Origin of the sequence: Cribrihabitans neustonicus (genome assembly GCF_048820895.1) — a bacterium.
In the GTDB taxonomy this organism is placed as follows: Bacteria; Pseudomonadota; Alphaproteobacteria; order Rhodobacterales; family Rhodobacteraceae; genus Cribrihabitans_A; species Cribrihabitans_A neustonicus.
The window spans coordinates 1-13,623 of sequence record NZ_JBMERQ010000010.1 but is presented as its reverse complement, the minus strand read 5'-3'; the positions used below and the strand labels follow the sequence as shown (position 1 = coordinate 13,623).

Annotated in this window: 13 protein-coding genes; 12 read left to right on the top strand and 1 reads right to left on the bottom strand. The window is 67.1% G+C overall.

The window, feature by feature from the left end:
- Positions 1 to 78 precede the first annotated feature (78 nt).
- A complete protein-coding gene (locus ACOHWE_RS16635; protein ID WP_420667912.1) occupies positions 79 to 783 on the bottom strand; it encodes a helix-turn-helix transcriptional regulator in 705 nt (234 codons plus the stop codon).
- Between the two features lie 64 nt (positions 784 to 847).
- Between ACOHWE_RS16635 and ACOHWE_RS16630 the strand changes: the two genes are divergently transcribed.
- From ACOHWE_RS16630 to ACOHWE_RS16575, 12 genes are all read left to right on the top strand, one after another.
- Positions 848 to 1,456 (top strand): glutathione S-transferase family protein, encoded by a 609-nt coding sequence (locus tag ACOHWE_RS16630; protein ID WP_420667848.1) that lies wholly within the window; start codon positions 848 to 850, stop codon positions 1,454 to 1,456.
- Between the two features lie 328 nt (positions 1,457 to 1,784).
- Entirely contained in the window at positions 1,785 to 3,875 is a 2,091-nt protein-coding gene (locus ACOHWE_RS16625) for an FAD-dependent oxidoreductase (RefSeq protein WP_420667847.1), read from the top strand.
- Positions 3,876 to 3,886: 11 nt separating this feature from the next.
- Complete coding sequence (locus tag ACOHWE_RS16620) at positions 3,887 to 5,065, top strand: acetyl-CoA C-acyltransferase (RefSeq protein ID WP_420667846.1); 1,179 nt, start codon at positions 3,887 to 3,889, stop codon at positions 5,063 to 5,065.
- Positions 5,066 to 5,091: 26 nt separating this feature from the next.
- Positions 5,092 to 6,288: an acyl-CoA dehydrogenase family protein gene (locus ACOHWE_RS16615; RefSeq protein ID WP_420667845.1), complete on the top strand. Its 1,197-nt coding sequence runs from the start codon at positions 5,092 to 5,094 to the stop codon at positions 6,286 to 6,288.
- 14 nt (positions 6,289 to 6,302) lie between these two features.
- The gene (locus ACOHWE_RS16610) at positions 6,303 to 7,433 is read left to right on the top strand and encodes an acyl-CoA dehydrogenase family protein (protein ID WP_420667844.1); all 1,131 of its coding nucleotides are present in this window, start codon (positions 6,303 to 6,305) and stop codon (positions 7,431 to 7,433) included.
- A 3-nt stretch (positions 7,434 to 7,436) separates the two neighbouring features.
- A complete protein-coding gene (locus tag ACOHWE_RS16605; RefSeq protein WP_420667843.1) occupies positions 7,437 to 7,862 on the top strand; it encodes a PaaI family thioesterase in 426 nt (141 codons plus the stop codon).
- Positions 7,859 to 8,638 carry an oxepin-CoA hydrolase, alternative type gene (locus ACOHWE_RS16600; protein ID WP_420667842.1) on the top strand — a complete coding sequence of 260 codons (780 nt, stop codon included), beginning with the start codon at positions 7,859 to 7,861 and terminating at the stop codon, positions 8,636 to 8,638. The genes ACOHWE_RS16605 and ACOHWE_RS16600 overlap by 4 nt, the downstream gene beginning before the upstream one ends.
- A gap of 10 nt (positions 8,639 to 8,648) precedes the next feature.
- Entirely contained in the window at positions 8,649 to 9,653 is a 1,005-nt protein-coding gene (locus tag ACOHWE_RS16595) for an NAD(P)H-dependent flavin oxidoreductase (RefSeq protein WP_420667841.1), read from the top strand.
- A gap of 31 nt (positions 9,654 to 9,684) precedes the next feature.
- On the top strand, positions 9,685 to 11,205 hold the full coding sequence (locus tag ACOHWE_RS16590) for a class I adenylate-forming enzyme family protein (protein WP_420667840.1): 1,521 nt from the start codon (positions 9,685 to 9,687) through the stop codon (positions 11,203 to 11,205).
- Between the two features lie 139 nt (positions 11,206 to 11,344).
- Positions 11,345 to 12,415, top strand: a complete 1,071-nt coding sequence (locus ACOHWE_RS16585) for a C4-dicarboxylate TRAP transporter substrate-binding protein (protein ID WP_420667839.1) — start codon at positions 11,345 to 11,347, stop codon at positions 12,413 to 12,415.
- Between the two features lie 61 nt (positions 12,416 to 12,476).
- Entirely contained in the window at positions 12,477 to 12,974 is a 498-nt protein-coding gene (locus ACOHWE_RS16580) for a TRAP transporter small permease (RefSeq protein WP_420667838.1), read from the top strand.
- A 40-nt stretch (positions 12,975 to 13,014) separates the two neighbouring features.
- Positions 13,015 to 13,623 (top strand): TRAP transporter large permease subunit (locus ACOHWE_RS16575; RefSeq protein ID WP_420667837.1); only part of this gene is annotated, 609 nt, incomplete at its 3' end.

Below are 13,623 nucleotides of genomic sequence, written 5' to 3'. Positions count from 1 at the left end.
CCACGGCCTTTTCAGGGGAGCACGTCAGAAGCCCCGCCGCCTCGCTCACCAGCGGCCCTCCACTCCGGAGCGGCTCACCTACTCGTTCGCAGGCGCCCCGGGAGCGGCGTGCCGCGCCGAAAAGCCGCGCAGGAGAGATACGCGCCGCGGTCGGAAGCTGCGGCCGTTGAGGCAAGCGCGTTCGATTCCAGAGGCGTGGAAGATGCGCCAGTCCTGCCGCAGGCAGCACCAGACCAGCACCATCAGTGTGCCATCCGAGTAGCTGATGCCCAGGGGCCAGACCTCGCGCTCTGTGACCTGGCCCTTGAGGTCCCGGTACCGCAGGTCGAGCGCCAGTTCCTCCCAGCAGGCGCGGCGCAGAAGTGCCATGTCCACCGTGATTTCCACGCGGGCAGGCGGCGGCCGGAAGCTGCGCAGGACCGTATGCATGGCCTGCCGGGACTGTTTGTCGGCAAGCGTGGCGATGATCCGGGCGAGTGCCGAACGGCCTGCCTCCTCAAGTGCTGCGTCGCCGGTCTGGCGCAACTCGCCCACGGCGAGGACCAGCGCCTCGATTTCCAGGCGGGAGAAGCTTTGCGGCGGCAGCGCGGGATCTTCGGTCAGCCTGTAGCCCACCCCGGCCTCGCCGTCGATCAGGGCGCCGCCGGCGCGCAGCGTGGCGATGTCGCGGTAGAGCTGGCGCTGCGACACGCCGGTCTCCGCCGCCAGCCGCGCGGCCGTGACCGGCGCAGGCAAGCGTCGAAACGTATCCATCAGGCGCATGAGGCGGTCGGTCCGGGCCATGCTGACGGGAATTGTCATCAGCCTGAGGCTAAGTCAAGGCATGACACATTTCCAGGAGGCTCCCATGCTGACACTTTACCACGCCCCGAACTCCCGCTCGACCTCCATCCTCGTTCTGATCGAGGAGATGGGCATCGCCGGCCAAATCGACGTGATCGGGGTCACGGTACCCCGGCAGGACGGCAGTGGCGGACCCGATCCGCGCAATCCGCATCCCGAGAAGAAAGTGCCCTACCTGACCGACGGCGCGGACCATGTGCGCGAGCGCGGGGCCATCATCGCCTACCTGACGGACAGGTTCCCGGAGTCTGGACTCGGTCGTCCAGTCGGGCACCCTCAGCGCGGGGCTTTTCTTAGCTGGCTGTTCTACTACCAGGGTGTGATGGAGCCCGTGCTGGTCCTCGACTGGGCGAAGATCGAACATCCCGCCGTACACGCGACGTTCCGCGATCTGGACACCGTTTTCGCCCGCCTGTCCGAAGCGCTGGACGGTCAGCCCTACCTTCTCGGCGAGGACTATTCGGCGGCCGACCTGCTGCTGTCGAGCCCCTTCCATTGGCTGCCGGACGCGGTGCCGGAGCAGCCCTCCGTCCAGGCCTGGATCAGGCGCTGCGCGGATCGTCCGGCGTTGAAGGCTGTCATGGAACGGGAGAGATCGCAGCTGCGGCAATAGGCCGGAGCCGCGAATCTGGGCCTTCTGGGCAAGCAAGCGTTGTCCATGCGGATAGAGCTCTGGCTGTCCCGGGCGTTCGAGCAGCTTTTGCTCTTATGTCCCGGCCGGCCGGAGTGGTGCGGCGGAACGTTCCGGGGCTGCTCGGCCAGGGTCAGTCGCCACCCCGGCAGGCGGTACACCGCAGCCGGACTTGACCGGCGTTGAGCCTGCGAAATCGGACCAGAAATTTCATCATAACAAATGAAATTCCGCATATTGAAATTAATCGCTGAACTTGTTACTCCAAACTCAGGCCGGGAGGAGCGGCGGACAACGGGGAGGGTGCGGGATGGAAAGCAAGGTCAAGCTGACAGTGGATGGCGGCGTCGCGGTCGTGCGGGTGGATAACCCGCCGGTGAACGCGCTGTCGCAGGCCGTGCGGGCCGGGCTGCGCGCCAGCCTGCGCGCGGCGCTGGACAGCGGCGACGTCAAGGCCGTCGTGATCTGCTGCGCGGGACGCGGGTTTTTTGCCGGTGCGGATATCCGCGAGTTCGGCCAGCCGCCCAAGGCGCCGGCCCTGCCGGATCTCATCAATGAGATCGAGGCGGTACCGGTGCCGGTTGTTGCCGTGATGCATGGAAGCGCGCTTGGCGGCGGGCTGGAGGTGGCCTTGGGCGCGCATTACCGGATTGCGGCACCGGGCACCCGGCTTGGCCTGCCGGAAGTGTCTCTGGGCCTGCTGCCCGGGGCAGGCGGCACGCAGCGCCTGCCGCGTCTGGTTCCGGCAGCGGATGCCGCCCGGATGATCACCGGCGGCAAGCCGGTCGATGCGGAGACCGCGCTGTCACTGGGGCTGATCGACCGGATCGCGGACGGCGATGACGCTTGCGCCGCGGGCATCGCCTTTGCCCGCGAACTGATCGCGGGTGGCAAGGGGCCGCGCCCGGCGGGCAGCCTGGCCTGCAATCGGCTGGAGCCTGCGGAGCTGGAGGCCATCCGGGCGCAAACCGCAAAGGCGGCGCGCGGCGCGATTGCGCCCTTGAAGTGCCTGGAGGCCGTGGAGGCAGCAATGACCCTGCCGTTTGCGGACGGCTTGAAGCGGGAACGCGCAGTGTTTCAGGAGCTGATGGAGTCCGATCAGAGCAAGGCCCTCATCCACGCCTTCTTTGCCGAGCGCCAGGCCGGAAAGCTGCCGGAACTCGGCGGAACCGAGCCGCGCGCGATCAGCCGGATCGGCGTGGTTGGCGGCGGCACGATGGGGGCGGGGATTGCCGTGAGCGCGCTGCTCAGCGGGCTTGAGGTGACCCTGGCCGAACGCGACGATGCGGCCGCCGCCAAGGCCGCCGCCAGCGCCGCCAAGATGCTGGAGAGCGCGGTGAAGCGCGGCAAGCTGGCTGCCGAGCGGCGCGAGGCCATCCTGGCAGAGTCTTTCCGCACCACCACCCGGTTCGAGGACTTCGCGCAGGCGGACCTCGTGATCGAAGCGGTGTTCGAAAGCATGGACGTCAAGAAGGACGTCTTCACCCGGCTGGACCGGGTCTGCAAGCCGGGAGTGATCCTGGCGTCGAACACCTCCTACCTGGACCTGAACGCAATCGCGGCAATGACCAGCCGCCCGCAGGATGTGATCGGGCTGCATTTCTTCTCGCCCGCGCATGTTATGCGGCTGCTGGAAGTGGTCGTTGGCGCAAAAACCGCTCCGGATGTTGTTGCAACGGGGTTTGCATTGGCGAAGCGGCTGAACAAGGTGGCTGTGCGCGCCGGGATCTGCGACGGGTTCATCGGCAACCGGATCCTCTCGCACTACGGCAAGGCGGTCTACGGCATGGTGCTTGCGGGCGCGAGCCCCTATGCGGTGGACAGGGCGCTGACCGGCTTCGGCCTGGCCATGGGACCTTTTGCCGTGGGCGATCTGGCCGGGCTGGATATCGGCTGGGCCAACCGCAAGCGGCTGGCGCCGGAGCGCGACCCGCGCGAGACCTACCCGGAATTCGCCGACCGCCTGTGCGAGCTGGGCCGCTTCGGGCGCAAGACCGGCCGCGGGTTCTACATCTACGAAGACGGCGCCGCGCCCCGGCCCGACCCCGAGGTGGAAGAGATCATCGAGAAGGAGCGCGCCGCCAAGGGGATCACGCCGCGCAGCATCGGCGATGCGGAGATCGTCAGCCGCTACATGGCCGCGATGGTGAACGAGGCCGCGCGCGTGGTCGGAGACGGCATCGCGCTGCGCCCGCTGGACGTCGATGTGACCCTGCTGAACGGCTACGGCTTTCCGCGCTGGCGCGGCGGTCCAATGCATTATGCTGACACCGTGGGGCTGGACAAGATCCTGGCGGACATCTGCCGCTACCACGAGGAAGACCCGTTCCTCTGGCAGCCCGCGCCGCTCTTGCAGCGCCTGGCCTCTGAAGGCCGGACCTTTGCCAGCCTCAATTCCTGAAGGAGTTTCCAATGAAACAGGCGGTCATCGTCTCCACCGCGCGCACGGGCCTCGCCAAGTCCTACCGCGGCGCGTTCAATGAAACCCATGGCGCCACCATGGCAGGCCATGCCATCAGCCACGCGGTTGAGCGCGCGGGCATTGCGCCGGACCTGATCGAAGACGCGCTGGTCGGCTGCGGCTACCCCGAGGGCTGGACCGGCGCCAATATCGCCCGCCAGTCGGTGATCCGGGCCGGGCTGCCGGTGTCGGTCTCTGCCGCGACCGTAAACCGCTTCTGCTCCTCCGGGCTGCAGGCGGTGGCGATGGCGGCGCATTCCATCGTGATGGAGGGCGCGCCGGCCGCCATCGGCGCCGGGGTGGAGAGCATCAGCCAGATGCCGCCGTCGCGCCCGCCGCAGTCCCGCGAGAGCTGGATCCTGGAAAACAAGCCGGAACTGTATCTCTCGATGATCCAGACCGCCGACATCGTGGCCGAACGCTATGGCATCAGCCGCGAGGCGCAGGACGAGCTGGCGCTCGCCAGCCAGCAGCGCACGGCAGCGGCGCAGGCCGCGGGCAGGCTGGACGATGAAATCGTGCCGATCACCGTGACCCAGGCCTTCAAGAACAAGGAAAGCGGCGAGGTCACCCGCAAGGAGGTGACGTTCGGCATGGATGATTGCAACCGGCCCAATACCACGCTGGAAGGGCTCGCGGGCCTTGCGCCGGTTCAGGGCGAGGGGCATTTCGTCACCGCGGGCAATGCCTCGCAGCTGAGCGACGGGGCGGCGGCGCTGGTGCTGATGGACAGCACGGTGGCCGAGCGCGAAGGCGCCGAACCGCTGGGGGCCTTCAAGGGCTTTGCGGTGGCGGGCTGCGAGCCGGACGAGATGGGCATCGGCCCGGTCTACGCGGTGCCGCGCCTGCTGGAGCGGCACGGGCTCACGGTCAGCGACATTAACCTGTGGGAGCTGAACGAGGCCTTCGCCTCGCAGGCGCTCTACTGCCGCGACCGGCTGGGGATCGACCCGGAGATCTGCAACGTCAACGGCGGCTCGATCTCGATCGGCCACCCGTTTGGCATGACCGGCGCGCGGATGACCGGGCATCTGCTGCTCGAAGGCCGGCGGCGCGGCGCCAGGCTGGGCGTTGTCACCATGTGCATCGGCGGCGGCATGGGCGCGGCCGGCCTGTTTGAAATCTTCTGATTGGCTAGGCTGAGGGGCAAGGCGCGATGGATCTGAATTACACCAGCGAAGAACAGGCATTCCGGGCCGAGGTCCGCCAGTGGCTGGCCGATACCCTGCCGCATGAGCTGCGCGAGAAGGTGCGGCTGGGCAAGCGGCTGGCCAAGGCCGATATCGAGCTGTGGCACAGCCTGCTGAATGCGCGCGGCTGGCTGGCGCCGAACTGGCCGCGTGCCTACGGCGGCTGCGAGTGGAACGCGGTGCAGCGCCATATCTTCGAGGAGGAAGCCTGTCTCGCCCATGCCCCGCGCAGCCTGCCGTTTGGCCTGTCGATGCTGGCGCCGGTGCTGCTGGCGTTCGGCACGGAAAAGCAGCGCCAGCGCTTCCTGCCGCGCATCCTCGACGGTCACGACTGGTGGTGCCAGGGCTATTCCGAGCCGGGCGCGGGTTCAGACTTGGCGGCGGTCAAGACCCGTGCGGTTCGCGAGGGCGATCACTATGTGGTCAACGGCCAGAAGACCTGGACCACCCTGGGCCAGCACGCCAATTGGATCTTCTGCCTGGTGCGCACCGATCCGGACGCCAAGAAGCAGGAGGGCATCTCCTTCCTGCTGATCGACATGGACACACCCGGCGTCACCGTGCGCCCCATCGTGCTGATCGATGGCGAGCCGGAGGTGAACGAGGTGTTCTTCGACAACGTTCGGGTGCCTGCGGAGAATCTGGTGGGCGAGGAGAACAAGGGCTGGACCTATGCCAAGTACCTGCTGACCCATGAGCGCACCAATATTGCCGGGGTGGGGTTCTCCACCGCGCTGCTGACCACGCTGAAGCATGTGGCTGGCCGCGTGCAGTCCGGCGGCCGGCCGCTGGCGGAGAACCCGCATTTTGCGGCCCGGATGGCCCAGGCAGAGATCGACCTTATGGCGATGGCGACCACCAACCTGCGGGTTGTCTCGGCCGCGGCCAAGGGGCAGGCGCCCGGCGCCGAGAGCTCGATGCTCAAGGTCAAGGGCACGGTGATCCGGCAGGATCTGACATCGCTCCTGCGCCGCGCGATGGGACCCGACGCGCTGCCGTTCCAGCCCGATTTCCTGGAGGGCGGCAGCAATGCCGAAGCGCTTGGCCCGGACCACGCCGCGGCGGCGGCGCCCGGGTATTTCAACATGCGCAAGCTGTCGATCTTCGGCGGCTCGAACGAGGTGCAGCGCACCATCATCACCAAGGCCATTTTGGGGCTGTAACGGGAGCAGGCGACATGGACTTCAATCTGACCGAAGAACGGGTGATGCTCCGCGATACGCTGCGGCGATTCCTGGCGGACAAATACACGCACGAACAGCGCCGGGCGCTGATCACGGCGGGCACGCCTTTTGATGCCATTATCCATGCCGGTCTGGCCGAACTTGGCGTGCTGGGGGCGATGTTCAGCGAAGAGCAGGGCGGCTTTGGCGGCCAGGGCTTCGATCTGATGGTAGTGTTCGAGGAGCTGGGCCGCGCCGGCGTGATCGAGCCGGTGCTGCCCGCGGTGCTCGCGGGCGGGCTGATCGCGGCCCTTGGCGACGGGCGGCAGCGCGGGCTGGCTGAGGAGATCATCGCGGGCACCCATGTGGCGGCACTGGCGCAGGGCGAGGCCGCGGCGCGCTATGACCTGAACCACGTGGAAACCACGGCCGTGCCAGACGGCGACGCCATCGTTCTGAGCGGCCTCAAGACCCATGTGCTTTACGGGGCGGAGGCGCAGACCCTGGTGGTTTCCGCGCGAGAGTTTGGCGATGTGAGGGACGCGGCAGGCATATCGCTGTTCCTGGTGCCGGCGAATGCGCCCGGCGTGACGGTCAGCGGCCACCGCAACATAGACGGCATTCCGGCGGCCACGGTCACCCTCGACGGGGTGCGCCTGCCCGCCTCGGCCCGGCTGGGGGCCGCCGGAGAGGGGTTGGACGCGCTGGAGGCAGCTGTTGCGCGCGGGCTGACGGCGATTTGTGCCGAAGCATTGGGCGCAATGGAGGCGGCCAGGGACCTGACCATCAGCTACCTGAAGGAACGCAAGCAGTTCGGCACCCCGATCGGCAAGTTCCAGGCCTTGCAGCACCGGATGGCGGACATGCTGATCGAAGTGGAGCAGGCGCGCTCGGCGGTGATCAACCTCGCGGGCAACCTGAATCGGCCGCGCGAACTGCGCGAGATCCACGTAAGCGCCGCCAAGAACCTCATCGGCCGCACCGGCGCGCTGGTGGCCGAGGAATGCATCCAGATGCACGGCGGCATCGGCATGACCGACGAATATGCGCTCTCGCATTTTGCCCGCCGCCTGACGATGATCGACCACCTGTTTGGAGACACCGACCATCACCTCGCGCGGTTCATCGCGCTGAAGGCGGGCTGAGCCATGGTGCCCAAGCGTCCCGAAAGGCCCCTGATCCCGCTGTTCGAGGCGATGGGCTATGACATCGAAATCGACGCGGAGGCGGTGGAGGCGCATTGCGTGCTGGACATCTCGCCCCTGCACCTGAACCGCCAGGGCAGCCTGCACGGCGGGGTCGCGGCGACGCTTCTGGATACCGCCAGCGGCATCACCGCCAGCCTGACCTGCGATCCGGAAGGCATCACGCCCTTCGTGACCCTGTCGCTCAACATCAGCTATATCGCGGTGGCGCGTGAGGGCCGCGTGAGGGCCACCGGCCGGATCACCGGCGGCGGGCGGACAACCAAGTTCGTCGCCTGCGATCTGCGGGACGAAAGCGGTCAGCTGATCGCGTCCTCCACCGGGGTTTTCCGGCGGGTGCGCGCAACGGACAACGGGGTGGCGGCATGAGCGCGCTTTACCGGCACGAGCGCCGCGGCGGGGCCCTGATCATCTGGAACTGCAACACCGCGATGCGCAACGCGCTGTCGTACGAGTATTACCAGGGCCTGCAGGACGGTCTCGCGCAGGCTGCCTCCGACCCCGGCATCGCGGCGGCGATCCTCGCGGGGGAGGGCGGGTTCTTCTGTTCTGGCGGCAACCTCAACATGCTGAAGGAACGCCGCGCGATGCCCTACGCGGAGCGTCAGGTGCAGATCGGCAAGCTGAACGCCCTGATCCGCGCGGTCCGCACCTGCCCCAAGCCAGTCATCGCAGCCGTCGAAGGCGGGGCGGCCGGGGCCGGGCTGTCCCTTGCGATGGCGGCGGACATGATCGTGGCCGAAGAGGGCGCCAAGTTCACCCTCGCCTATGTGAAGGCGGGTCTGGTGCCGGATGGCGGTGCGACCTACGCGCTGACGCAGGCGCTGCCGCGGGCGACCGTGGCGCGGATGGCGATGCTGGGCGCGCCTCTCAGCGCGGAGCGCATGCACCAGCTTGGTGCGGTCACGGAGCTCGCCCCCAAGGGCCGCGCCCTGGCGCAGGCCGAGGCTCTGGCCGAAGCCCTGGCCCGCGGCCCCGAGGCCGCGATTGCCGGTATCAAGGAGCTGCTCAACCAAGCCGAAACCGCAGGGTTCGAAGATCAGCTAGCGCATGAACGCGACGCCATGGCCAAAGCCCTGGGCGGAGACGAAGCCCAGGCGGGCATCAGCGCCTTTCTTGGCAAGACAGCCCCAGTATTCCGGTGAGGAGACCGACATGATGCATACTTCTGCACTTCCGGCGATTTTCGATACGGCCGTGACCCGGACCTATGGCACCCGGCTGCCGGTGGTGGCGGGCGGGCTGCAATGGCTTGCCAATGCCGAATATGTGTCGGCTGCGGCACGGGCCGGGATCATCTCTTTCATCACCGCGGCCAGTTTCCCGGAAATGGACGATCTGCGCGCCGAGATCCGCCGCTGCCGGGAGATGTGCGGCGGCAAGCCCTTCGGGGTCAACGTCTCGATGATCCCCAAGCTGGTGCCGGGGGAGAAGACCGAAGAGGTGTTCCGCCTGATCGCGGACGAGGGCGTGCAATTCGTCGAAACCTCCGGCCGCAGTCCCGAGGCCATCATGCCCATCCTCAAGGACGCCGGCATCACCGTTCTGCACAAGGTGCCCAGCCTGCGCTACGCGGTGAAGGCCGAGCAGGTGGGGGTGGACATGGTGTCGATCGTCGGCGCCGAATGCGGCGGCCATCCCGGCATGGACATGGTCGGCAGCATGGTCAACGCCGGGCTGGCGGAGGACCGGCTGAGCATTCCCTGGCTGATCGGCGGCGGCATCGGACACGGCAAGCAGATCATCGCGGCCCTTGTGATGGGTGCTTCGGGCGTGGTGATGGGCACCCGCTTCCTGGTGGCCGCCGAGCTCACGGCGCACCCGGACTACAAGCAGGCGATGGTGGAGGCGAGCGAGCTGGACACGCAGCTGACCATGCACTCGGTGCGCAACACCGTGCGCAGCCTGCGCAACGAAACTACCGAGGCCGTGGCCCGGCTGGAGCGCGACAACCCGGAGATCGGCATCCACGATTTGATGCAGCATGTGTCCGGCAAGATCGGGCGCAATGCCTATGCCACCGGGGACGTCTCGCGGGGGCTGTTGTCGGCCGGCCATGCCTTGGGGTTCGTGGACAAGGTGGAGCCGTTTGCCGAAATCACCGCCCGGCTGGAGGCCGAAGCGATGGCGGCGCTTGCGCGGCTGGGCGTGGCCGCGTGACGGCGTGACGGCAAAGGGGAGGAGGAAAGACATGCACAATCGCGTACACGGGCTGCTTGCGGCAGCCGCGAAGGCCCGCCCGGATGCCTTGGCGCTGCGGGATCACGACGGCCGCCGCCTGAGCTGGCGTGAGATGGAAGCGGCAGCCCATGGTGCGGCGGAACAGCTGAAGGCCGCAGGCGTGCGGCCCGGAGACCGGGTGGTGCTGGTGTTCGAAAACTGCGCCGAGGTGATCGCGTTCTTCTATGGCGCAAGCCTGCTGGACGCATCGGCGGTTGCCATCAACGCGCGGCTGACCACGGCCGAGCTGGACCGGATTTTTGCCCATGCCGACCCCAGCGCCGTGATGTTCACGGCTGCTTCCTCCGCCGCGGCCCGCGCCCATGCGGATCACTATGGCGCGCAGGATGTGCAGGGCGGCTTTGGCGCGGCGGCGCTGATGCCGCGGGCAGGCGCGGTGCCGGACCCTGTATCGGAGGACGGGCGCGATCAGGTCTGCCTTCTGCTTTATACTTCGGGCACGACCGGCACCCCCAAGGCGGCGATGCTGACCCACGGCAACCTGATCGCGGGGGCCGCTGCGGCGGCCGAGGTGCGGGGTATCCAGTCATCGGACGTGACCTACCTGGCACTCCCGCTCAGCCATATCTTCGGGCTGGTCACCATGCTCTCCGCTGCCCTGGCGCAGGCGGCGGTGCGGATGGAGGCGCAATTCTCGGCCGAGCGGATGTACCAGGCGCTGCAGGAGGATGTCACCCTTCTGCCCGCGGTGCCGCAGATGCACGCGCATCTGTTCAACTACGCCCGCTCGCACGGCGGTCCGCGCTACGATGCGGGCATGCTGCGGTTCGTGTCCTCGGGCGGCGCGCCGCTGGATCCGGCCTGGAAGCGCGAGGCGGAAGAGTTTTACGGCCTGCCGCTGCAAAACGGCTACGGGCTGACCGAGACCGCGGCCGGTGTCTGTGCCACCCGCAACGAAATTCGCGATCCAGACATCAGCGTCGGGCTGCCAATGGGGGATTGCACGCTCAAGCTGGATCTGGACGCGCCGGGGGCCACCCCGGAGGAGGGGGTCGGGGAGATCCTGGTGGGCGGGCCGCAGGTCATGAAGGGTTATTTCCGCGACCCAAAGCAGACTGCGGCGGCTTTGACAGAAGACGGGTTCTTCCGCACCGGAGATCTTGGCCGCTTTGACGGAGAAGGCCGGCTGCATATTGCCGGCCGCACCAAGGAGCTGATCATCCGGTCAGGTTTCAATGTCTATCCGGTGGAGATCGAGGCAGCGCTGACCGAGCATCCCGGTGTAGTGGTGGCCAGCGTGGTGGGCCGCGCGGTCGAGGGCAACGAGGAGGTTCTGGCCTTTGTCAGTGCCGCTACCGGCAGCGGGGTGACCGAGGCGGAGCTGAAATCCTTCCTGCACGACAGGCTGGCGCCCTACAAGCGGCCCGCGCGCATCGTCGTGGCCGAGGCGCTGCCTGCCGCGCCTACCGGGAAAATCCTGAAGGCAAAACTGATCGAGACCTTTGCCGGGGAGCTGGCCGAAGGCGTGTGAGCCGCTGTGCAGGGCCGGCTGGAGTGCAGTACGGTGCACCGGCGTGAAATTCCATTAAGTGAAATAAAAATCTAGACACGCTGTAAAAATTCCACATAGTGAAATAAACCGGGTAGCTTTTGAGGAGGAGATGCCAGTCATGGGAATGATCAAGAATTTTCTGGGAGGGCTGACCATTGCGGCCGGCCTCGGCGCAGCCGCGGCGTCCGCGGAAACCGTGATTTACTACGGACACAGCGGCCCCGACCGGGGCACGGTTCCTGCCGCGCTGAAGTGGTACAACGGCCGGATCGGCGATCTCTCCGGCGGCGATCTGCGGCTGGATGTGCAATGGGGCGGTGCGCTGTTCAAGGCGAGCGCGGCCGTGCAGGGGATCAGCGACGGGGTGGCGGACGCGGGCTCCATCATTGCGGCCTACTTCCAGAAGGAGATGGCGGCCTATTCGCTGGCCGACTTCCCCATCGGCGGCCCGAACGCCTGGGTGGCGATGCGCGCGGCCGACCGTCTGATGCGCACGGAACCCCAGATCACCGAACATCTTGCCCGCCAGAACCTGGTTTACATCGGCACGTTCACCGCCTCTGCCGTGAACGTGGCCTGCGCGGGCGAGCCGATCCGCTCGATCGGGGATATCAAGGGCAAGAAGGTGCGCGGCGCCGGCGTCTACGGCAAGGTCTTCGGCGAGATGGGCGCAACCCGCGTGAACCTGTCGGTCTATGAGGCCTATCAGGGCCTGGACACCGGCCTGATCGACTGCAGCCAGGGCTATGACTACATCGTGCCCTCGCTGAAGTGGGACGAGGTGATCGACAGCTACACCGTCCTGAACTGGGGCCAGATCGGCGGCTACGGAATGTTCATGAACAAACAGGTCTTCGACGGCCTGGAGCCCGGCCAGCAGCAGGTGCTGATGCAGGCGGGCGAAGAGCTGGCGGATCAGTTTGCCCAGATCGTGAACAGCGCCAACGGCAAGGCAATGGAGGCCATGAAGGCGGGCGACACCACCCGCGAGATCGAGGTCGTCGAGCTGAGCGATGCGGACAAGGCGGCGCTCAACGCGGCGGCGGAGCCCTTCATCGCCGACTGGATGGAGAATGCCCGCAGCGTCGGTCTGGATGCCGACCGGCTGATGGCAACCTATACCGCGGCCGTGGCCGAATACACGGCGGAGTTCGAAGCCAAGGGCTATCCCTGGACGCGCGGCAACTGACCGCGGCGGAACGCGGACCGGGCGGCCACGGGGCCGCCCGGCAAATGCAGGGGAGGACGTGATGCTGCACAGGCTGGAACGGGTTTTCGTGGATGTATCGGCTGCGGCCATCATCCTGCTGGCGCTGCTGATCTTTGCCGATGTGGTGGCGCTCAATCTTTTCAACAGTTCGGTGCCGGACACCATTGTCATCGTGCGCGAGCTGATGGTGCTGGCCATCGTGATGCCCCTGGCCGCCGCAACCGCGCAGCGGGCGCATATCGCGGTGGAGTTCGTGACCAATGCGCTGCCGCCGCGGGTCATGGGCTGGCTGACGGTGTTCGGCACCCTGTTCGGCCTGCTGGCGCTGTCGCCGATCCTCTATTCCGGCGGCCGGGAATTCCTGCACCAATGGCAGAGCGGCAGCGTGTTCTACGGCGACTTGAACCTGCCGCAATGGCCGGGCCGTCTGGCCTTTGTGCTGGGCATCGCGCTCGGCTGGCTGCGGCTGGCCGCGATGGTTGCCGGTGACGCCGTGACCCTGCTGCGGGGCGGCGAAATCGCGGCCCCCAGGATCTGACCCCCAAATACCTGCCCCAAATCTGCCGAGGAGACTGTCCGTGGATCCTGCCCTGATCGGCCTTGTGGCCTTTGCCGTCATGCTTGTGCTTCTGGCCCTTCGGGTGCCGATTGCCTTTGCCCTGATCGGCGTGGCGACGCTTGCGGCCTTCACGATCTTCGCCTTCCGCACTGGCACTTTCATGCCCGAGCGCGCGTTCCGGGCCACCTCGTCGCTGGTCTTCAACAACTCTTTCGATCTGCTGCATTCCTTCGATCTGTCGATGATCCCGCTGTTCATCGCGCTCGGCAACATCGCCTATCGCGCAGGCATCACCACCGCGGTATATGACGCGGCCAAGGTCTGGCTGCTGCGGCTGCGCGGCGGGGTTGCGGTGGCCTCGGTGATGGGCTGCGGCGGCTTCTCCGCCATCACCGGCTCGAGCCTCGCCTGCGCATCGACGATGGGAAAGATCTGCACGCCTGAAATGCTGCGCCTTGGCTATGACCCGCGGCTGGCCACCGCCAGCGTCGCGGCGGGGGGCACGCTGGGCTCGCTGATCCCGCCGAGCATCCTGTTCATCATCTACGCGATCTTTACCGAGACCTCGGTCAACAAGCTGTTCATCGCCGGCATTCTGCCGGGGCTCCTGACGCTGGCGGGGTTTGTT